The following is a 21,764-nucleotide window of genomic DNA, read 5'->3' on the forward strand; positions in this document are numbered from 1 at the left end:
CTATTACACCTATCATAATAATGTATTTCTTCTATCGATCCAACAGCCCCATATCTACACCACCAACGGTCCCCAGTTGAAGGAATGATGCAATGTATAACCGGCTAAGGTCTCTCCAAAACCAGCATACCACCTTGGATTCCCTGATCCGCCGGGAAGAAATGCACCCTTTTCCTGACCGCCAGCACATCCGCAGTCTGAAGAAATTCAAGTTGCGCTTGCGCGACGAAATCATCCGGCTCGAACAGAGCCTCAACCCGAATGCCCTTCCGGCCTGACCCGCTCGGAATATCAATCAGAGGAGATCGAGCAATGACACCGTTTTGGGCCGCAATGGCGATGCCGGGCTGGAAACAACCAACCGCACGTCAAACAAGGTTGCGTGACTTGGAAGCGCGCATGGGTGCCTTTCTGGTCGAGAAGGACGTTACACGGACATCGTGTCCGAACGTATTGAACAACATCCGCAATGCCCGCTCATCCGTCCAGCAGGAACTCACCAAGGGAAAAAGCCCCAACGCGTGATGCCCCCACGCCACCCTTATCTGCTGGACAAGCCCGCCCGTACCGCAAACGGGCGGGCTTTTTGTCATTGCGCAGGACAATCTGAGATCAGTACACTTGGCGCACCTGTTTTCCTGCCAGGATGCTTTCATGCCAGATTACTATGCGCCAACAGGCGGCCACCCGCCGCAAACACAACTCTTGACTGATCGGGCAGTCTTCACCGAAGCGTATGCCGTCATTCCCAAAGGCACGATGCGCGACATCGTGACAAGTTTTCTGCCGTTCTGGACGCTGACAAGGCTATGGGTGCTGTCGCGCCCCTTGTCCGGTTTCGCTGAAACGTTTTCCCAGTACATCATGGAAGTTCAACCCGGCGGAGGCAGCCAAACTCCGGAAACAGATCCAGAGGCGCAAGGCGTACTGTTTGTGGTGAGCGGAACCATGACGTTGAGCATCGAGGGAACCAATCATGAGATGGCGGAAGGCGGCTATGCGTATCTGCCAGCCGGCTGTGACTGGCAACTGGAAAACACCGGGAACGAACCGGTACGGTTCCATTGGGTTCGCAAGGCCTATGAAGCAGTGCCCGGACTTGACGCACCAGAACCATTCGTGACCAACGAAAAACGGGTCGCCCCCAAGGTAATGCCGGGCACCGATGGCAAATGGGCAACGACCCGTTTCGTCGAACCGGAGGACCTGCGGCACGATATGCATGTCAACATAGTGACGTTCGAGCCGGGCGCTGTCATTCCGTTCGCGGAAACCCATGTGATGGAACACGGTCTTTACGTTCTAGAGGGCAAGGCCGTTTACCGCTTGAACCAGGATTGGGTGGAAGTGGAGGCCGGCGACTACATGTGGCTCCGCGCCTTCTGCCCCCAGGCTTGCTATGCAGGCGGTCCGGGCAGGTTCCGCTATCTGCTCTACAAGGACGTAAACCGGCACATGAAGCTGCGGTAGGCCCATGTCCGAAACGATTTTCACACAGCCATTGACGGCAGACCTGTTTGCCCCGTTCGGGGATGTGCTGGAGGCGGCCGGGACACCGGACAAGATCATCAACCAGGGCAAATGCGGCCGCTATCACGATCTGGCCGCACCCGACATAGTCGGGGACGGTGCCCGTGCGGGCATCAGCCTCTTTCACTCGGAAAAGAGAACGCTTCCCTATAAGCTCGAACTTGTCGAGCGGCATCCCCTTGGCAGCCAGGCTTTCATACCGATGACACAGGCACCGTTCCTGGTGATTGTTTGCCCGGATGAAAACGGGCGGCCGGGACGCCCCCTCGCCTTCACCACCGCTCCGGGCCAAGGGATCAATCTTCATCGGGGCACCTGGCACGGCGTTCTCACCCCGCTTGCAGACCCGGGCCTTTTTGCCGTGGTCGACCGTATTGGCGATGGCGACAACCTGGAAGAATTCTGGTTCGATGAACCATTTCTGGTGGCGGGCAGCACGTGAATCAACTGATTAGAAAACTGGCCTAAGCGATTCCAAAATCAACAAAAAAGGCAGCCTGCCGGGCTGCCTTTTTTTTCGCTTTTCAGATCATTCGGCAGGCACTGGCTCTGCCGACGAAGTTTCCTGCGGCCGCGCGGGATCTGCCTTGCTTTTCTTGGGCGGGCGCACCCGGAAGAACAATGCATAGAGGACCGGCGCGGCAATCAGCGTCAGCACCGTTGCAAAGGCCAAACCACCCATAATGGTCACCGCCATGCCGCGGAAGAATGCATCCGACAGCAAAGGCGCCATGCCCAAGATGGTGGTGATGGCCGCGAGCATAACCGGGCGCATACGCGAGACACTGGCCTGCACTATCGCCTCATACTTGTCCATTCCTTCACGAATGAGCAGATCGATCTCCTCCAGAAGGACAATAGCATTCTTGATCAGCATGCCCGAGAGCGACAGGAAGCCAAGGAGTGACATGAAGCCGAAGGCCGTGTCTGTTGCAAGCAATGCGATGGCCACGCCGTTGATAGACATTGGCACCATCAACCAGATGATCAGAGGCTGGCGGACCGATCCGAACAAAAGGATCGAAATGATCAGCATAACGAGGAAGCCGAGGGGCAGCTGAGCTCCAAGCGACGCCTGAGCATCGTTGGTGCTTTCATATTCCCCACCCCACTCGAGACTGTACCCGGACGGCAGTTCTATCGCCTCGATCTGGGGCCGGACCCGGGCCAGAGCGGCCGATGCCGTTTCACCCGCGGTGGTCTCCGCCTTTACGGTCAGCGTGCGCACCCGGTCGCGCCTGTGGATCAGGGTGTCCTGCGGCTCCATGACGAATTCCTGGACGACCTGATCGACCGGGACATACCGCCGCTGGCTGCTGCTCCAGATCAAGGAATCGGCAACACTCTCATTCACTGATATGCCGTTCTGATCGGCTTTGCGGGCCACAATGGGAATGCTCTCGTCGTCATCCCGGTAAGCGCCCACACGGACACCTTCCGTCGCGAACTGCAGGGCAACGGAAAGCTCTTCACGGGTGACGCCCGAGATGCGCGCACGGTCTTCATCGAAAATCGGGCGCACGACCAGTTCCCGCTGGCGCCAATCGGTATTGACATCGGCGAGCCCGTTTTCCGGCAGCGAAAAGATAGCCTGCGCTTCACTGCTGAGCCGTTTCAGAACATTGGCATCAGGGCCGGAAAAACGCGCTTCGATCTTCGCGCCTCCACCTGGACCAAAAACCAGCCGCTTGGTGATGATCTGCGCGGAGGGAAATGCGTCAGCAAATTGCACCCGCAGGTCCAGTGCCAGCATGTCGATGACATCCCGGCTGGCGGTCCGGACAATCATGTGGCCATACGACGGGTTCGCATCTTCCGGCGCGTATGTAAGCATGAAACGCGTCGCTCCGCCGCCAGCGAAACTGGTGACAGATTCGACACGGTCATCTTCCATGATCGCAGCTTCCATCGCCTTCAAGTCCGCATCCGTGGACCGGATGTCCGTTCCCTGGGGTGCCCAATAATGCACATAGAACAGCGGCGTGTTGCTATCCGGAAAGAAGGCTTGCTTTACATTTCCGAAGGCCATCACACAGACGACCGTGATCCCGATCAACGCAAGGACCGTGAGCAGCCGCACATGCAAGGCTCCGACCAGCAGGCCGCGGTACATCATGTAGAGGATGCCCTTGTACGGGTCGTGCCCGTCCGTATTCCCTTCCGTCGTTCTGAAGAAATATTTCCCGAAAAGCGGCGTGACCGTGACAGCGAACACCCAGGACAAAATCAGCGAGATCCCGATCACGGCGAACAGGGAGAACAAAAACTCGCCTGTTGCATCCGGAGACAGACCAATTCCGGAAAAGGCCATGATCCCGATCACGGTTGCTCCGAGAAGCGGCCACATGGTCTGCCTCACGATCTTGCTGGCAGCATCAATCGCCCGCATCCCGCGCTGCATGTTGATCATCATGCCTTCCGCAACAACGATTGCGTTGTCCACGAGCATGCCCATGGCAATGATCAAAGCACCAAGCGAGATCCGTTCCATTTCGATTGCGAAGATCCGCATGAAAAGAACGGTTGCCATAACGGTCAGCAGCAACACGGTGCCGACCACAAGGGCCGCCCGCCACCCCATGAAGAGGGCAAGAACACCAATAACGATGATGACGGAAGCCGCGAGATTGATGATGAAGCCATTCACCGATTCATCAACGACGATGTTTTGCTCGTAAATCGGATGGATCTGCATACCGACAGGCAACTGGGCTTCGATTTCCGCAAGCTTGTCGATGACGCGCCCGCCGACTTCCACGATATTGGTGCCATCGACCTGGGAAACGCCAATGGTGACGGCCTCGTGCCCATTGTGCCGGATCAACCGGTTTGGCCGTTCCGGTTCGCCCAATTCCAAGCTTGCAATGTCGGACAGGCGGATCATCGCGGTCGAGCCGGGACGGCCGATCACAAGATCCTGGATACCTCTGAAATCATCGAAGGCAGAAGCTGTCATAAGCCGGATGCGCTTGTCACCGGAAACACCGGACCCGTTCGTCTGGATCCGGTTTTCCGCATCCAGAACGCTGATGATATCGGTCATGGATATGCCAAGGCCGGCCATCTTGTCCTGATCGACATTCAGGTAGATGACATCTTCAGGTTCTCCGGCGATCTCCACCTTGCCGACACCTTCAACGGTCAAGAGTTCCCGGCGGATCTTCTTGACGGTTTGGCGGATGTCGCGGTTGGTGTATCCATCGGCCGTGAACGCATAAAACAGCCCATAAACATCACCGAAGGCATCATAGACGAGAGGCGTTCCGGCACCGGCGGGCAGGTTCCGGACCTCATCATTGACCTTCCGGCGCAACTCATCCCAGACTTGCGGCAGTTCGGTCCCGTCATATGTCGGCTTGATTTCCACGCTGATGCGCGAAAGCCCCGGCTCGGAGACGGACGTAATAATGTCCAGTTGCGGCATCTGCTGAATGGCCGTTTCCAGCCGCTCAGTGACTTCATTTTCAACCTCGGCAGCGGTCGCCCCAAGATATTGGGTTATGACCTGCGCCTCCTTGATGGTGAATGCCGGGTCTTCGAGCCGGCCTACTGTTGTCAGCCCCCATAATCCGCCCAGAAGGGCCATGAGGACGATCATCCAGGTGTTGACTGGTTTTTGGATGGAGTAGCGTGCAATATCCACGAATTCTGATCCCTTTTTGAGAACCGGACCGGATCAGTTCAGCCGGCGGACGGCTTGACCATCGCTCAGATAGGCAACCCCGGCAGAAACGATTTCATCGCCTTTTTCAAGACCGGCTCGCACGGGCATGAAATCCCCCATGACCGTTCCGACTTCGACAATCTGTTTCGTGACTTCGCCGCTTGCCTCGTCAAAGGTCCAAACGAAAGAGTTTCCATCGCCATCAACGGCAATTGCGCTTGACGGAACAAGAAGCTGCTCTCCCAATTCCAGGCCCTCCGGGAGGAATTTAACAACAACAGATGCCGTCATCCCTGGAAACAACTGTTCCGCCTCTTCCCGGGGCATGGCAAGGGTAATGCGGTAGGTCTGTGTGACCTCATCGACCCGCGAAGAGTGTTCCCGGTAGCTGAGCGGAAACAATTTGTCGCCATATGCGGGGAATTTGGCCTCAATGGAGACGACTTCGGATTCAGTGACCCGTCCAAACAGTGCTTCGGCGACGTTGATATCGACCTGCACTTCGGAAATATCGTGCATTTGAACAATCGGCGTCCCAACACTGACTGTAGTAAAGTTCTCCACCAATCGGAGCGAGACAATCCCGTCGAACGGTGCTCTCAACTCAGTGTATTGAAGGTTCTGCCTGGCCTCGGATAACGCTTCTACGGCCAAGTCGTAAGTGTTCTTTTGCTCGTCATAGGAGGACTGCGAGATCACGTTGCGCTGCCGCAGGGTCTCAAGCCGGTCCAACTCCCGCTTGGCCTGGTCCGCATCCAGCGATGCCTCCCGCAAGGCGCGGTCATAGTCGGTTGTGTCCAGTTTGGCGATCAGGTCGCCTTTGCTGACTTGTTGGCTTTCCAGAACCGGAAGTTCGACCAGCCGCCCGGGAACCTGAAACGACAGATCAACGGTCTGAACGGCCGCCACACGTCCGGCAAAGCGCCGCTCCAAAAAGCCGATTTGATCCGTCACGGTGAAGATTTTTGCAGGCCGCGGTGCGGAATGCAGCTCCGCCTCGGCCTCGGCAACCGGATCCGGTCCGGCGTCCTGACACGCTGCCAGAAAGCCTGCTGCCAGCACCACACAGGCCCAGCGGGTCAGCGGCGTTTTAAGAATTCCCGTCATTGGGTACCGTCCTAATCTCTACCGCACCTCCCGGTCGGATTGGATCGCAAAGCGACCCATCAACCAGGAAAAGATGCTCTAACACATTCAAATCAAAAGCCATTCTTCCCAGAATGACAGAACAGGTATATTTCTGCCCTTATGGGAATTGCTCTAGTGTGCGGCCAGCCTCTGGCGTAAATCCGCAAAAACAGCCAGGCGGTCCTGCTCACTCAGCAGCGAAACACAGTGCGCCTCAGAAAAATGCAAACCTTCCAGACTGGCCCAAATGGCAAGGTCCCGGCCTATGTCCTTTGTTTCCGCCTCAATGGCCGACTTGAGCCTTTTTTTCACAGCTACGAAAGGTTCCGACAGTTCCGGCTGGTTCACCTTGATCGCAAGAATTGCCTGTGCAACATCGCGCCGCTCGCGAAGCCACCCTTCGGTTACGTCAATCATAGCCGACAAGGTCGGGCAGTCTGATGACAGGTTGCTGGCACGTGCGGCGGCGACTGCCTCCTCAAACTGGCCCGCCAGATGTTCCACCATTCCGGTGATGAGAACATCCTTCGTGGGGAAATTGTAGAGAACGCCGCCCTTTGAAAAACCAGCCGCTTCAGCAACTGCATCAATCGTTAGCCGGGCAGCCCCTTCCCGCCGGATAAGATCAAGCGCCGCGTCCAGAATTTCAGACTTTGATCCGCGCGTGGAACGCGCGTTTCGGCTGTTCATTTTATACCGTCCAGTCAGTACAGTTAAATCACTAAATAAACCGTCTGGCCGGTACAGACAAGAGGTAAATACAACGACCCAATGGGCCGCCCAAGATCCCTGGCCGGTTATAGGACCACTTTATCTTGATATCCCGGAGACTTAGGCGGCAGCTCCGGCCATCGCGGATTCCGTCGCCGCTTGTTCTGCGGCAGCGGCTTCTGCGGCAAGGCGTGCCCGCTCCTGCGCTTCTTCTTCCATCGTTGCGGCATATTCGATGAAGTCGTTAGCCGCCATGGGAGCTGCGAAATAGTACCCTTGCGCCGCGGTCACACCGAGCTCAAGCAAGCGCTCGATCTGCTCTTCTTCTTCAACGCCCTCGGCAATGATGCCCATGCCCAGATTGTCCGCAAGCTCAACCATGGAATCCACGATTGTCGTGGAGCTGTCATCGGAGCTGATGCTGTCGATGAACATCTTGTCGATCTTGATGATGTCCACGCCCAGTTTTTGCAGGTAAGCCATGCCACCGTGGCCTGTCCCAACGTCATCAAGCGCAACGCGGACCCCCATTGCCTGGAGTTCAGCCATGATCTTGCGGGCAAGGTCCATATCCTCAAGCGGATGCCGCTCTGTCACTTCAACCACAATCTGTTGATAGGAAATTTCGGACCGCTCGAAAATCGCCTTGATATCCGACACAATTTCGCGGTCCAGGAAATGACCGGCGAACAGGTTGATGGACAGCTTGAAGTCTGGATTTTCTCCGTAAAGCGGGCCAATTTCTTCCGACGCAACGCGCATCATGTGCCGGGTCATATCGAAGATGTGGCCGTTGTTTTCAGCATAAGCCATGAATTGGCCAGGAGAGACGATCATGCCGTTCGGACGGCGCCAGCGCATGAGCACCTCACAGCCACGCACCCGCTTGCTCTCGATATCCATGACCGGCTGATAATAGGGAATGAACTCGCCATTCCGGATTGCGGCGACGAATTCGTCGTTGGCCTCGTTTTCTGGACGCCAGGACAACCAGACACCGATGGCGACAAAAACGATGGCCATCCCGACACTTGCAGCGGCTGCAATCACCTTCAGGTCATTGACGACATGTTTTGCGGCAGACAGCGGAGCATTCACCGTTGCGACCAGGGGATACAACGCGGATCCGACTTCAACGGTCAGAATATCCTCGGGGTTGTTGCCTTCCGAATTGTAGCCGCCGACATCGTACCAGAGCAGATCGCCTCCCAGACGAAGCTCTGTTCGGCGGTAGGACCGCAGATAATCCGGTCCCGGATCCATGGCGATCACCGCCGGGGTAACCTCGGCGAAAAGGCGTGTCTGATCTTTCAGATCCCAGCTGATGACGGCCGCACGCGCCCCAAGAAACTTGCGCTCCAGCATTCCAATGCCGACCAATGGACCGTCAGAGCGCAGCGGCGGAAGGATAACCGTATCGGAAAGCTCGCGGTCAGGCGTGATACACATCCGCCGGCCGGTTGCGTCGGCAAGTCCAATCGCATCGATCATTCCGAAGTCGATGATCAATTCCTCGAAGATCGCCCGGTCGCTGCCGCTACAGGTTTGAACATCGTCCCTGTCCAACCTTTGAAGCAGGGAGACAGTCGCGCTGACGGCCTCTTCGGCCCGGTGAATAGCGACCTCGCCCATGGACTGCATTTCGGTCAGGGCACGCCGCTCCGCAAATTGGTTCAGCGTGAAATTGGCCACAAAAAGCGGCGCCATCGCCAAAAGCAGCGCGATAACTACCGTTCTTGCAAATCCGAAATACTGGAGGGACAACACGCTGGCCTATGATGAACAATCTCTTTCCGACAATGGCCGATATGGGTAAACAAGGACTGAATGCGGTTCGGTTTCATCCAAATCAAAGCACTGATTGCTGCGACCATGTTTTGCTGCGCACCGAGGCGAAACGAGACGACTACGGGAGGTCTTAATGCAGGCATTGTTTATTGGACAAGCCTATATTGATGTGACGTTTTTGACGGATTGTCTGCCAACTGGCGATCAGAAAACGATTGCGCAGGATTACGCCATCAGCTTTGGTGGAAATGCGGTTACGGCGGCTTTTTGCTGCGCCAAACTTGGCGGAAAACCTGAACTTTTGTGTTCCCAGGCCGATGACTGGCTTGCCCGCATGTTTCAGGACATGGCCGCCAAATACGGTATTTCCATTCACGGTCGGAAAGTTGAAGAATCCTCCCTCTCCTTCATAATGCCGAACGGTGGCAAACGCGCCATCGTCCGCTGCCGTGACAATGACTTTTTGCATCCCTTCCCGCCCTTGACACTGACCGGCCTGAAAGCCCTTCATCTCGACGGCCACATGCCGGATGCCGCCTTGCATTATGCAAAAGCGTGCCGGGAGCTCGGCATTCTGACATCGCTCGACGGCGGCGCGGTGCGCGAGAATACCGATGAGCTTTTGGCCCATATTGACGTTGCAGTGGTATCCGAGCGCTTTTGCGAGCAACTCGGCAAATCAGTGGGCGAGACACTGGCCTATCTCAGATCAAAAAACTGCCCGGTGGGTGCGGTGACCCTCGGAGACCAGGGGATGGTCTGGTACGAGCATGGGGGCCCGGACAAAGTGCTGCCCGCCCTCTCGGTTCCTCTGGAAAAAGTCGTCGATTCAAATGGCGCTGGCGACATTTTCCACGGCGCTTACATTTCCTCCTTCCTGATTTGGCCGGACAATGGCTGGGATCAGCATTTCAGGTTTGCCCGAGGTGCTTCGACCCATGCCATCCAGCATCTTGGCAATGAGGCCAGCCTGCCGACGATCGACGATATCCGCCGGGCAAACGACAGCTTTGACGAAAAAGCTGCAGCCGCGTGATCAGCATCACACTTTCGGGCTGATCAAATTGCGAAGTAACACCGCAGGGCCGCTGACAAGCGGCCTTGTTTCCATTCCCGCCATGGCCCAATGTGGTCACGGCCCTTATCCATGATCGTGGAGTTTTCCGATGTTTCATTCAAGACCGCCCCGTTTTGCCCTCGGCTTGACCACTGCCGTCAGCCTTGTCGCCCTTCAGGCGGCGGCAGCACAGGCCTTTGAGCCAAGTGGATCTGAGATCGCTGACGCTTTCCTGACCGTGATTGATTCTGGAGACGGTGAAGTCACGAGTTATGGGGCCGTGGACGACAGCGGCGGTACGGTGACCATCAAGGATATTGTCGTTTCAAACGCGGATTCGGACGATGGCCAGGCAACAATCGCCAGCACCAGCCTTACCGGCGGTGAAATGCAGTCTGACGGGCGTCTGGCGATTGATGAGCTGAAACTGGAAAACTTGACGCTGACGGCCGATGACGGCGGACTGTCCCTGCAAAGCTTGACCGCTACAGAGCTCCTCCTTCCCTCCAAGGAAGAACTTGCCTCAGACACGCCGCCCCCAGGACCGGGCTATAAATCGCTTGAGATCAACACGGTCGCCATCAACGATGAAAACGGAAAGGTCGCCGATATCCAGTCGATCACATCCGTGATTGACGAGTTGGATGGAACCCTGCCGACGGCCGGGCGTTTTTCCTTGACCGGCGCAACCGTGGACGTGAATGCACTTGAGGATGATGACGTTCAGCCGCTGAAGGACCTTGGCTATCAAACGCTCACGGTCAACCTCAACGGTGAAGCAACATGGGACCCTGACGCGGCTACCGTCGATCTGAAGGAGTTTAAGATCGATGCAGAAGACGCTGCCAGTCTCAGCCTGGCCTTCTCCCTTGGCGGGGTAACGCGCGAAGTCGTGACGGAGCTGAATGCAAAATCGGACAAGCCCGAAGAGGCGATGGCACTCCTCCAGAATGTCACCATCTCCAGTGCGACCATTCGGGTCGACGACTCTTCCCTGACCGGCCGTATTCTCGATCAGGAAGCCAAGAAAGCAGGCGTGGAAACGCCTCAATATGTGGCTGGCCTGACCGGCAGCCTTCCGCTCATGTTGGGCATGCTGCAAAATCAGGCTCTGCAGGATCAGGTCGCTTCCGCGGTGACCCAGTATCTCAACGATCCGCAATCGCTGCAGGTCACCGCCGCGCCGGGCGCGCCCGTTCCGATCTCGCAGATCATGGGCACGGCGATGATTGCTCCTCAGATGATCCCCCAGATCCTGTCCGTTGCAATCACCGCGAACGACTGAATTTTCGCCGCATAAACCAAAATGCCCGGGTCGTGTGACCCGGGCATTTTTGTTGCCTGGCAAAGCTACTCGGCAGCGGCATTCCGGCTTTGGAATTGCAGTTCGCACAGGCGCCGGTAGATCCCGTCATGCTCATAGAGCTCGTTATGCGTTCCGCTTTCGACCACCTTGCCTTGATCCATGACATGGATCTGATGCGCATGCCGCACGGTGCTCAAGCGGTGTGCAATCACCAGCGTCGTGCGGCCTTCCATCAAATGTTCCAGAGCGGACTGTATCTTGGCTTCAGATTCAGCATCGAGCGCCGATGTGGCTTCATCAAGCAAAAGGATCGGCGCATCGCGAAGCATTGCCCTCGCAATTGCTATGCGCTGGCGCTGGCCACCGGACAAATTGCTGCCCCCCTCACCCGCACGGGTGTCATAGCCTTCAGACTGCTTCAAAATGAATTCATGCGCATTCGCGAGCCGGGCTGCGGCCTCGATTTCATCCTGGGTCGCCCCTGGTTTCCCGGCAGCGATGTTGTCCCGGATGCTGACATTGAACAAAAACGAGTCTTGTCCAACATAAGATATTTTGGATCGCAAAGAGGCAATCGTGACGTCCCTCACGGGCTGGCCGTCAATTGTGACCTCCCCTGCCGACGGGTCATAAAACCGCTCGATCATGGCAAAAACTGTGGACTTACCAGCCCCCGAAGCCCCAACGAGCGCTGTCATCTTGCCAGCTTCGGCCACAAAACTCGTACCCGCCAGAGCCGCATGATCTTGATAGGCGAATTCAACGCCGGAAAACGCGATCTGCCCACCTTCAACCTTCAAGTCGGCCGCATCAGGCGCGTCCGACATCGCCGGTTCACGGTCCACCAGCTGATACATCAAACGCAGCCCGACAATCTGTTTTCCCAAGTTGACATTGAGCCTCGCCAGACGCCGGGCCGGATCATAAGCCAGCAGAAGCGCCGTAATAAACGAGAACAAGGCGCCAGGGTCTTGTCCGAGTTCAATGACCGAATACCCACCATAGAAAATCACGAGCGCAATTGCGAAACCACCGAGCGTATCCATAAGCGGAGACGTGCGCGCCATCAGCGAGGCAATCTTGTTGGATTGTGCCTGCACCTCTTCAACGCCCGTTGCCATGCGTTGGCGCATGACCGGCTCCATACCGAAGGCTTTCACAATGCGAACCCCCAGCACTGTTTCCTGCATGGTCGACTGAATTTTCGCGGTCGAAACCACCTGCCGCTTGGCGTATTGCTTGACCCGGCGGACCAAGACTGCGACTGCGGCAACCGCCGGCGGCATAATGAAGAAGGCAAAAATGCTCAAGAACGGGTTCTGCACCACCATCACAACGACAAGACCGATGAGTGTCAGAACATCCCGGCCAAGGGAAACAACAATCAAATCAAGTGTCGTGCGTGCAGCAGCTACGCCTTGAGCAACACGCACATTGAGCTCGGCGAGGGAATTCTTGTCGAAATAGGCCTGATCCTGTCGAATCAAGTGGTCAAACATCCTGCGCTGTAGATCAGCTACAATCGCGTTCCCCACCCGGGCCAGAACAACCATCTGGCCGTATGTAGACGCGCCTTTCACTGCGAAGATCAGCATGACGGTTGCAGCGATGACATAGACCATGGTCTTGTCGCGATTGACAAAGACCTCATTGACTACGTCCCCCATAATCCACGCGCTCGCCGCCGTTGTCGCGGCAACAAGGCCCATGAATAAGAACGCAATCAGATACCGCGGAAGATAGGTTCGGAAGTTTTCACTAAACAATCGCCGGATCAGCTGAAACATGCCGTCCGGGTCTGTGAATGTCTTTGATTGAAACGGGTTTTGCACTCGGCAGCGCCTTCCAAAAAGGGGCTGCCATACAGTAAGGAGGCCAGCAATGCCGGCCTCCATCCGAGGCAGCTCCCCGGTGTTCTATCAGATTTCACGGCCTGCGCGAAAGACTAGGCGTCCGGCAGATTGAGCCGTAGGTGCAGCTCGCGCAGCTGGGCCGTATCCGGCATGCTCGGCGCGCCCATCATCAGGTCTTCCGCCTTCTGGTTCATCGGGAACAGCATGACTTCGCGGATGTTTGCTTCGTCAGCCAGCAGCATCACGATGCGGTCGATCCCGGCCGCACAGCCACCGTGCGGAGGCGCGCCATACTGGAAGGCGTTGACCATGCCGCCAAAACGCTTGTCGACTTCCTCGTTCGGATAACCGGCGATCTCGAAAGCCTTGTACATGATTTCCGGCTTGTGGTTCCGGATCGCACCGGACACCAGCTCGTGACCGTTACAGGACAGATCGTACTGATATCCGAGAACTTCAAGAGGATCGCCTTCCAGCGCTTCCATGCCGCCCTGCGGCATGGAGAAAGGATTGTGCTCGAAGTCGATCTCGCCGGTTTCCTCGTCCTTCTCGTAGATCGGGAAGTCGACGATCCAGGCAAATTCGAACCGGTCCTTGTCGGTGTGGCCGAGTTCGTCGCCGATGATCATGCGGGCCTTGCCGGCAACGGCTTGGAACTGCTTGGGTTTGCCGCCCAGGAAGAACGCCGCATCGCCAACGTCGAGACCAAGCTGCTGGCGTATCGCTTCCGTGCGCTCCGGGCCGATGTTCTTGGCCAGCGGGCCCGCTGCTTCCATGGAGCCGTCTTCGGCTTTGCGCCAGAAGATGTAGCCCATACCCGGCAGGCCTTCGCCTTGCGCAAATTTGTTCATGCGGTCGCAGAACTTGCGGGACCCACCCTTCGGAGCCGGAATGGCGCGGATTTCCGTGCCCGGTTGCTCCAGAAGGTTTGCAAAGATCGCAAAGCCGGATCCGGCAAAATGCTCGGAAACGATCTGCATCTTGATCGGGTTTCTAAGGTCCGGCTTGTCGGTGCCGTACCAAAGCGCCGAATCCTTGTAGGAGATCTGCGGCCAGTTGCGGTTGACCGGGCGATCCTTGCCGAATTTCTCGAAGACGCCTGCGATCACCGGCTCAATGGTGTCGAAGACTTCCTGCTGCGTGACAAAGCTCATTTCCATGTCGAGCTGGTAGAAGTCGGTCGGCGAACGGTCGGCACGCGGGTCTTCATCGCGGAAACATGGCGCGATCTGGAAGTACTTGTCGAAACCGGATACCATCAGCAGCTGCTTAAACTGCTGTGGTGCCTGCGGTAACGCGTAGAACTTGCCCGGATGCAGGCGGGACGGCACCAGGAAGTCGCGTGCGCCTTCCGGAGAAGACGCCGTAATGATCGGTGTCTGGAACTCGTTGAAGCCAATCGCCCACATGCGGTCGCGGATATCGCGCACAACATTGGAGCGCAGAATCATGTTGTTGTGCAGCTTCTCGCGGCGCAGATCCAGGAAGCGGTACTTCAGACGCACTTCTTCCGGGTACTCCTGCTCGCCGAAGACCGGCAACGGCAGTTCCTTGGCAGAGCCCAGGACTTCCATATCGCGGATGAAGACCTCGATCTCACCGGTTGGAAGGTCCGGGTTGATGGTTTCCTCGGTCCGCTTCTTCACGCTCGCATCAATGCGAATACACCACTCGGACCGAACAGTTTCGGCCAAACCGAAGGCCGCAGAATCAGGGTCGACGACGCATTGCGTCATGCCGTAGTGATCGCGCAGATCGATAAACAGCACCCCGCCATGATCTCGGACCCGGTGGACCCAGCCGGAAAGACGGATGGTCTGGCCTTCGTCGGACAGACGCAAATCCCCGCAAGTATGGCTACGGTAGGGATGCATTCTCGTTCCTCGATTCTTTCAATCTCATGTGTGCAGCGCGCCGCGTGGTGCCGTGTCCAACTGGCGCGAAAAACCGGAACGGCCCGCGGATGGCAGGCCGTGCGCGCTGCACAAGCCACGATGCTGCATGAAAGTCAAGGGAGAGGCCGGGGCGCCGGTGTAGATCCTTACCGCGCTGATGCGTTTGAACATGCAAACGGATACTATTCGGCGTTTGCGCTCACGCCATGATCCGCAGCCGTGGGAAGATCTGCATGAGGTCCAAGGATGTCGCGGAGCCTTCCGTTTTTCTGCAGTTGGGAGATCTTTTCGTCGATTTCCCGGATGAAGGCCCGCCCCGGCTCTGTGTCATGACAAACGAAGGAGATGGGCAAACGAATGTTTTTCAAGGTGATTGGACTGACACGAAGCACATCCGGTTTCCCCAATTCATCTAACGCGAGTGCTGTATCCGGATGGTGGCCCAAAAACGCGTCCAACCTCCCGAGGCCGAGCATGTCAATCAACTGTTCTTCCGATGGGATCGGAACATACTCATCCGCGTCTGGAAGACCATGAATGGTGCCGGATCCTTCAATGTAGCCGACACGGGCCGGGTCGAAATCCAGAAGGGATGTGAAGGATTTGCTGTTTCCGGTGGAGTAAATTCGCAAGGATACGATATCGACAGTCTGTGAGGCGATTAGTGAAACGCCAAGATCTCCCGCATCGAGCCCCATGATATTTGTGGGAAACAAACAGCTTCCAGCATCACCGAGAAACAGAGCTCTGGCGCGGTTTAACGGGGCAGCGCCCCGGGGGATTTGCGACAGATTTCCCGACAGCAGCACGTCCAGCAGAAGATCATATTGCTTGCCGCTGGTTTCCGTCAGCCGATGGGGAAGATAATTGAGGTAAAGTTTAGAAAGGCCCGACTGATCCGCGCCAGCGTTTCCCGGTGTCAGCAGCAAGGCCAGGACAACAACAAGTCCAGCATATCCAAGTCTGAGCTTGTGAAAGGTCATGACGAATTTTGTCTCCGCAGCGCTGCCCGATCAAGCTTAAACGTTATCCGGACAACCGGCAGGTTGGGTCGAGCGCGGCAAACATCCGGCCTACAAAATCTCATTGAGAGACCTTGGCGCCAACTGCATCTTCGGCATCTTTTGGAAGATCGGCATGCGGGCCGAGAATTCGCCGGATGTCGCCAGCGCCATGCAATTGTTCAATCCGGGCGTTTACGTCGTCAATAAAGTGCCTTCCATCGGCCGTATCATGACACACGAATGAAATCGGAAAGCGGACATCGCTTACGGTGATGGGGCTGACGCGCAAAAGGTCGGGCCGGTTCAGGTCATCCAGCGCAAGCGCGGTGTCCGGATGATGTCCCAGGAACGCATCAAGACGCCCGAGCTCCAGCATCTTGATCAATTGTTCTTCGGAAGGAATGGGAATGAAGAGCTCATGCTTCGGGCCAAGCCCTTGGACAGTCCCGGACCCTGCGATGTACCCGACCCGTCTTGGATCAAAGTCATCGACGGACGTGAAGGCTCTCCCTGTATCGGCTGTGGGTGTGTAGAGCCTTAGAGAGACAATGTCGACGAGTTCAGACGATACGATCGCGTCCGGCTCTGCAACCGCATAAAGCGCTTTGACACTGATCGGAAAATACAGCTGCCAGGATCAGACAAAAACAGTGTCAGTGCGCGTTTCATGGGGGACGCTTCACGGGCCGCGCGCAGCTCTGGGTCTGCGAAGATCCGGTCCAACAATAGATCGTATTGCCTGTTACTGGTTTCGGTCAGCCTGTGCGGCAGATAGATAAGATGAAGGCTGGTTTCGGCAGCGGAGGTAACTCCAATGCCAGCCAGCTTCAACGCTATCGCCAGGAACGCGATGGCACACCGGCTTGCCGTCTTTTCAGTATATTTTTTCACAACCGCGATTGTCCCAAAGGCCAGCCACTCATCCACACGACGAGGCCTTCCACTTACGTAACCTACCTATGTCATTATTCAGAAAAGGTCACTTGTGAAGTTAAAAAATACCCCCAGTTCTTGACCCCTTTTCCAACAAGACCTGAATTTCAAAGACACATGCGCGTGATCTAGTCATGAGACAGTCTCTGCCCTTCAGGCCCGGGGCCGGACACTGGGAAGCGGCCGTGGTTAGTGTTGGCAGCAATTTTAGGGATCAGCTTTAACGCACTTAAACCAGTGTGATAGTCTCATGAGAGGCGGCCTGCGGGTGCTAAAGGCATTTCGTCGAGGGCCAGATACCGGGAAGGAAAGATGTCAAGGTCTTCAATGCTCCGTTCTGCCGCCCTGACAATCCTTGTGTCCGGCCTTCTGTTGAGCGCGCAAGCTGGAACCCGACTGCTTGCAGCGGATGAAGCCAGCACACTTACAACACCATCCCTCGTCGTGGATCTGGACACGGGCGATGTATTGCATGCCGAGGCGGCTGGAGACCCCTGGTATCCCGCTTCCACCACAAAGCTGATGACGGCACTCATCACGTTCCAAGCGCTTGAGCGGGGGAACCTCGAACTTTCAACCCCGGTTATCCTGTCCCGCAACGCAATGGATCAGAAGGCGGCCTATGCAGGTCTGAAGACCGGCAGTGCCATGACTGTAAAAGACGCGCTTTATGCGGTTCTTGTCGGTTCGGCGAACGAAGTCGCTGTTGCCCTTGCCGAGACCGTTGCAGGGTCAGAGGCCTCGTTTGTCGAGCAGATGAATGCCGAAGCGGACCGGCTTGGGATGACCGCAACGCAGTTTACAAACCCCAATGGCTTATTCGACCCGGAGCAGACGGTCTCTGCACGGGACCTTGCCCTTCTTGGCCGTCATGTCTTTCAGATGTTCCCGCAATACCGGGACATCTTCCGGACCGCAGCCGTTACCATCGATGGCAAGGAACTCGTTTCCTATAACGACCTGATCACGCGGTACCCGGGGACGATGGGTCTCAAGACGGGTTTTGTGTGCCCGGCGGGCCGGAACATCGTCGCGATTGCGGAGCGCGATGGCAAACGCCTGCTGGCGGTTGTTCTTGGAGCGACCACAGGGCGGGAACGCTCGGAGCGGACGGCCAAGCTCTTTGACGAGGCCTTTGCCGGAAGCGTCTCCGCAAAAGGCCACCCCCTCGCCGAGCTGCCCAACAGCCCGGACAAAAAGCCGGAAGACATGCGCATGCGGCTTTGCAGCAATCAAACGGCAGCCTATGAGGCGGGTCAGAACCAGCGCTATCCGATGGGCCTGCCCGGAGCGCCAAGTTACCTGAAGGCCCCTGCTCCCGCCCCGGCCTACAGCTTCCAGACCTGGTTCGTCCCGCAGCCGGAATTCGTGCCCGTGCCCAGCGCGAAGCCGATCCAAGCCGCCCGGCTCAACACGTCTGCGCAAACGGCAGGGGAAATCATCGAAATCATTCCTCCCGAAAAACCGTCTCAGCCGAACGGCTGACAGTCTTGCAAGATAACCACATTTCCAATCAGTACCGAAACGGCATGCTGCGGCTGTTGATTTGCAATCCGCCAGGTTTCCAAGATCCGGCGAAATCGAAACGACCTGCCTGCCGAAGCTTAGATTAGGCCCGGGCTTACCCTGAAAGGTGTACCTGACGATGTTGACGCTTGCGGTAGCAAGTGCTGGCTGCCAAAAAGAGGCAACGTCAGATTTGGAGATACTCAAATGAAAGACATTGTCATCACAAGTGCCGCGCGCACCGCAGTCGGCAGCTTCGGCGGTTCCCTGAAAGACATGGCACCGATTGACCTCGGCACGGCAGCTGCAAAGGCTGCGATTGAGCGCGCGGGCATTCAGGCCGATCAGGTCGAACAGGCTTTCTTCGGCAATGTCATCCATACAGAGCCACGGGATATGTACATCTCGCGTGTTGCCTCCCGTCAGGCCGGTGTGCCGGACCACGCGCCCGCGCTCACCATGAACCGTCTATGCGGGTCCGGTCTTCAGGCAATTGTCTCTTCGGTCCAGGCCATCTCCATGGGCGATGGCGATGTAACACTCGCAGGCGGCGCGGAAAGCATGAGCCGGTCCGGGTATCTGATGCCTGCCGCCCGCTGGGGCCAGAAGATGGGTGACACCACCGCGCATGACATGATGACCGGTGCCCTGCACGATCCATTTGGCATTGGACACATGGGCGTAACTGCAGAAAACGTTGCGGAGCAGAACGGCATCTCCCGCGAGCGTCAGGACGCCTTCGCACTGGAAAGCCACCGGCGTGCCAGCGAAGCGATCAAGAACGGCCACTTCAAGGACCAGATTATCCCGCTGACCGTTGGCCGCCGCGGCAAGGAAACCGTCTTTGATACGGATGAACATGTCCGCCACGAGGCCAAGATCGAAGACATGGCCAAGCTGCGCCCGGTCTTCAAAAAAGACGGTCTGGTGACCGCCGGTAATGCGTCCGGGCTCAACGACGGGGCAGCCGCGATTACCCTCATGACGTCTGAAAAGGCCTCTGAACTGGGTGCCACGCCGCTGGTGAAAATCCGCGCTTATGGCGTTGCCGGTGTTGATCCGGCTGTCATGGGCATTGGTCCGGTCCCGGCGATGCAGATCGCGATGAAACGCGCCGGCATCACAGCGGCCGATCTGGATGTCGTGGAATCCAACGAAGCTTTCGCCGCCCAGGCCTGCGCTGTCAACGATCTGCTCGGATTGCCGGGCGAAAAGGTCAACCCGAATGGCGGTGCAATTGCACTCGGCCACCCAATTGGAGCAACGGGCGCCATCATAATGACCAAGCTCATTTATGAGCTGAAGCGGACCGGCGGCTCTCTCGGGGCTGCCACCATGTGTATCGGCGGCGGCCAAGGCATCGCGATCATCGTCGAAAACGCCGGCTAACGCCTGACAAAGCATTCATCAGGGCGGCCAATTTGGCCGCCGCCTGAGTTTGATTGCAAAGCTCCGAACAACCACGGTCATCCCGGTCAAGTGCAGCGCGAACCGGGATCGGAGAGCCACACAACTGGAATTCATGCGCCCATTGTCTTGATCCGCCGAGGCTCACCGATCCCGGGTCTCCGCTACGCTGCGCCCGGGACGACGAAATAAGTGTTTGTCAGCGGTATTGAGGCGGCCAATTTGGCCGCCTTTTTTGTGTGTCGGTCAAAGACCCCAATCTGCTTTTCGCCCCGCCTTAAGTTGAAAAACTGCTCGTATCCCGTGATGATGGAGTTCCCCACGCGAAACCCCATCAAGGACTTCATCTGATGCCCCATCTTCAACAATGGATTGCCGGCGCAGCCGCTGGTGTATTAGCGGCCAGCCTGAGCCTCCTGCCCCTGTCCGCACAAGAGCCGCCCAAAATGAAGATGACCACCGAAATTCCGGATGGCATCACGACACCTGACAACATCGAGACTCAGCTTGGCGATTTGAACTTCTTTGACGGGGTGCCGGATGCAGACACGACAGAGAAGATCTATAATCTCTACGATTTCTCGCAGGCCTACCAAGCCTATCTCAATGGCCTGAAAATCGCCTCTATGGATGCGATGCTTCGCGGCATTGAGGAATGGGGCCCGGCCAACACAACTGTTGTTCAGTTTGCGGACCTGATGGATTCAACCGCACTGTTCCTGACGCCGAACACCACCAGTGTGTATCAGACGGCCGTCCTGCGCATGGGCGATGAACCGATGGTGATCGAGACACCGCCAAACGTGCTCGGCTTCATTAACAATGCCTGGTTCAAATATGTCATGGACTTCGGCAACCTCGGTCCGGACGAGGGCAAGGGCGGCAAATTCCTGATCCTTCCGCCCGGCTTCGAAGGTGACGTGTCCACGGACGGTTACACCGATGTCGTGCGGACCGACACCTATGCCCATTGGGTCTTGTGGCGCGGCTATCTTGATGAAAACGGATCTCCGGAAACCGCTGTCTCGCAGACGCAGGAGCGGTTCCGGATCTATCCGCTCTCGCAGGCAGATAATCCGCCAGAGATGACCTTCGTCGATGTGTCGGGCAAGGAATTCAACACCATCCACTTAATGGATGCGCGCATGTTCGAAGAGATCAACAACGTCGTGCAAGCCGAGCCGACCTATGGCGAAAGCCCGGAACTGCTCGGCTATCTGGCGGCGGTCGGCATTATCAAGGGCCAGGACTTTGCGCCTGATGCACGCATGCAGTCGATCCTGGAACGCGCTGCGGCGGCTGGAGCCGTCACCGTCAAAACACTGATTTCCAAACCGCGCGCGGCCGAAGCCTACTGGTATCCGGGTGAAAGCAACTGGCAAAACGCGTTCCCGGGCGGCGCCTACACGTTCACCATCGACGGTGCGATGAAACATGACTTCCGCTCGGCCTTCCACTTCTACGCGACCGGCATCACCCCGGCGATGGCGTTCAAATCCCCGGGCAAGGGCTCGCAATATGCCTTCACCTACCGGGATGCGGACGGAAACGCCCTGGATGGCGCTAAGACCTACAAGCTGAATGTTCCGGCGAATGTACCTGCCAAGGATTTCTGGTCGTTCACGCTCTACGACAACCAGACCCGCTCCATGCTGCAGACCGACAAGCAGTTCCCGGCCCTTGGCAGCAATGACACCGGGCTGGTGCAAAACGCCGACGGCTCGACCGATATCTACTTTGGCCCGGAAGCGCCGGAGGGCAAAGAGAGCAACTGGCTGCAAACGGTACCCGGCAAGGGCTGGAACACGATCATGCGCCTTTATGGCCCTCTTGAGCCGTGGTTCGACCAGACCTGGCGTCCGGGCGAAATAGAATTGGTGGAGTGAGCGAAAAACCGGTCCGCCGGAACATTTTGGTCACGTTAGAGGGCAATGTCAGCACGCAAGGGTTCCCTTTGGGAACCTGAAAAACCTCTATCCAAC

The 21,764-nt window shown here is 57.0% G+C and carries 18 protein-coding genes; 9 read left to right on the top strand and 9 right to left on the bottom strand.

Annotated elements, in window-relative coordinates:
* Positions 1-92 precede the first annotated feature (92 nt).
* The 4 genes from E1180_RS04415 (at position 93) to E1180_RS04430 (ending at position 1,972) form a co-directional block, all read left to right on the top strand.
* Complete coding sequence (locus E1180_RS04415) at positions 93-278, top strand: YdcH family protein (RefSeq protein WP_155189867.1); 186 nt, start codon at positions 93-95, stop codon at positions 276-278.
* Between the two features lie 34 nt (positions 279-312).
* Positions 313-525: a hypothetical protein gene (locus E1180_RS04420; protein WP_155189868.1), complete on the top strand. Its 213-nt coding sequence runs from the start codon at positions 313-315 to the stop codon at positions 523-525.
* Positions 526-654: 129 nt separating this feature from the next.
* Positions 655-1,470, top strand: coding sequence for a bifunctional allantoicase/(S)-ureidoglycine aminohydrolase (locus tag E1180_RS04425; RefSeq protein WP_155189869.1), 816 nt, complete (start codon positions 655-657; stop codon positions 1,468-1,470).
* 4 nt (positions 1,471-1,474) lie between these two features.
* On the top strand, positions 1,475-1,972 hold the full coding sequence (locus tag E1180_RS04430) for an ureidoglycolate lyase (protein WP_155189870.1): 498 nt from the start codon (positions 1,475-1,477) through the stop codon (positions 1,970-1,972).
* An 87-nt stretch (positions 1,973-2,059) separates the two neighbouring features.
* Here the strand turns inward: E1180_RS04430 and E1180_RS04435 are convergent, their stop codons facing one another.
* The 4 genes from E1180_RS04435 to E1180_RS04450 all read right to left on the bottom strand — a co-directional run bounded on the left by E1180_RS04435 (position 2,060) and on the right by E1180_RS04450 (position 8,800).
* Positions 2,060-5,173 carry an efflux RND transporter permease subunit gene (locus E1180_RS04435; RefSeq protein WP_283404610.1) on the bottom strand — a complete coding sequence of 1,038 codons (3,114 nt, stop codon included), beginning with the start codon at positions 5,171-5,173 and terminating at the stop codon, positions 2,060-2,062.
* Between the two features lie 33 nt (positions 5,174-5,206).
* Complete coding sequence (locus tag E1180_RS04440) at positions 5,207-6,301, bottom strand: efflux RND transporter periplasmic adaptor subunit (RefSeq protein ID WP_155189871.1); 1,095 nt, start codon at positions 6,299-6,301, stop codon at positions 5,207-5,209.
* A 153-nt stretch (positions 6,302-6,454) separates the two neighbouring features.
* A complete protein-coding gene (locus E1180_RS04445) occupies positions 6,455-7,012 on the bottom strand; it encodes a TetR/AcrR family transcriptional regulator (protein WP_155189872.1) in 558 nt (185 codons plus the stop codon).
* A gap of 141 nt (positions 7,013-7,153) precedes the next feature.
* Positions 7,154-8,800 (bottom strand): EAL domain-containing protein, encoded by a 1,647-nt coding sequence (locus tag E1180_RS04450; RefSeq protein ID WP_425280892.1) that lies wholly within the window; start codon positions 8,798-8,800, stop codon positions 7,154-7,156.
* A gap of 154 nt (positions 8,801-8,954) precedes the next feature.
* Here E1180_RS04450 and E1180_RS04455 point away from each other — a divergent pair, with 154 nt between their 5' ends.
* Both E1180_RS04455 and E1180_RS04460 read left to right on the top strand, forming a co-directional pair.
* Entirely contained in the window at positions 8,955-9,857 is a 903-nt protein-coding gene (locus E1180_RS04455) for a sugar kinase (protein WP_155189873.1), read from the top strand.
* A 130-nt stretch (positions 9,858-9,987) separates the two neighbouring features.
* Positions 9,988-11,163 (top strand): AsmA family protein, encoded by a 1,176-nt coding sequence (locus E1180_RS04460; protein WP_155189874.1) that lies wholly within the window; start codon positions 9,988-9,990, stop codon positions 11,161-11,163.
* Between the two features lie 65 nt (positions 11,164-11,228).
* Here the strand turns inward: E1180_RS04460 and E1180_RS04465 are convergent, their stop codons facing one another.
* The 5 genes from E1180_RS04465 to E1180_RS04485 all read right to left on the bottom strand — a co-directional run bounded on the left by E1180_RS04465 (position 11,229) and on the right by E1180_RS04485 (position 16,827).
* Positions 11,229-13,016 carry an ABC transporter ATP-binding protein gene (locus E1180_RS04465; RefSeq protein WP_208996934.1) on the bottom strand — a complete coding sequence of 596 codons (1,788 nt, stop codon included), beginning with the start codon at positions 13,014-13,016 and terminating at the stop codon, positions 11,229-11,231.
* A 113-nt stretch (positions 13,017-13,129) separates the two neighbouring features.
* On the bottom strand, positions 13,130-14,911 hold the full coding sequence (aspS, locus tag E1180_RS04470; protein WP_155189876.1) for an aspartate--tRNA ligase: 1,782 nt from the start codon (positions 14,909-14,911) through the stop codon (positions 13,130-13,132).
* A gap of 203 nt (positions 14,912-15,114) precedes the next feature.
* The gene (locus E1180_RS04475) at positions 15,115-15,915 is read right to left on the bottom strand and encodes an ABC transporter substrate-binding protein (protein WP_155189877.1); all 801 of its coding nucleotides are present in this window, start codon (positions 15,913-15,915) and stop codon (positions 15,115-15,117) included.
* Between the two features lie 100 nt (positions 15,916-16,015).
* Positions 16,016-16,321, bottom strand: a complete 306-nt coding sequence (locus tag E1180_RS04480) for a hypothetical protein (protein ID WP_155189878.1) — start codon at positions 16,319-16,321, stop codon at positions 16,016-16,018.
* Positions 16,322-16,473: 152 nt separating this feature from the next.
* Positions 16,474-16,827: a hypothetical protein gene (locus E1180_RS04485; protein WP_155189879.1), complete on the bottom strand. Its 354-nt coding sequence runs from the start codon at positions 16,825-16,827 to the stop codon at positions 16,474-16,476.
* A 354-nt stretch (positions 16,828-17,181) separates the two neighbouring features.
* Here E1180_RS04485 and E1180_RS04490 point away from each other — a divergent pair, with 354 nt between their 5' ends.
* The 3 genes from E1180_RS04490 to E1180_RS04500 all read left to right on the top strand — a co-directional run bounded on the left by E1180_RS04490 (position 17,182) and on the right by E1180_RS04500 (position 21,668).
* Positions 17,182-18,354: a D-alanyl-D-alanine carboxypeptidase family protein gene (locus E1180_RS04490; RefSeq protein ID WP_208996935.1), complete on the top strand. Its 1,173-nt coding sequence runs from the start codon at positions 17,182-17,184 to the stop codon at positions 18,352-18,354.
* Between the two features lie 228 nt (positions 18,355-18,582).
* Entirely contained in the window at positions 18,583-19,764 is a 1,182-nt protein-coding gene (gene bktB / locus E1180_RS04495; RefSeq protein WP_155189880.1) for a beta-ketothiolase BktB, read from the top strand.
* A 368-nt stretch (positions 19,765-20,132) separates the two neighbouring features.
* Positions 20,133-21,668 carry a DUF1254 domain-containing protein gene (locus tag E1180_RS04500; RefSeq protein ID WP_155189881.1) on the top strand — a complete coding sequence of 512 codons (1,536 nt, stop codon included), beginning with the start codon at positions 20,133-20,135 and terminating at the stop codon, positions 21,666-21,668.
* The last annotated feature ends 96 nt before the right edge of the window (positions 21,669-21,764 follow it).

This window comes from Roseibium denhamense, from assembly GCF_009711415.1.
GTDB classification, from domain to species: domain Bacteria; phylum Pseudomonadota; class Alphaproteobacteria; order Rhizobiales; family Stappiaceae; genus Roseibium; species Roseibium denhamense.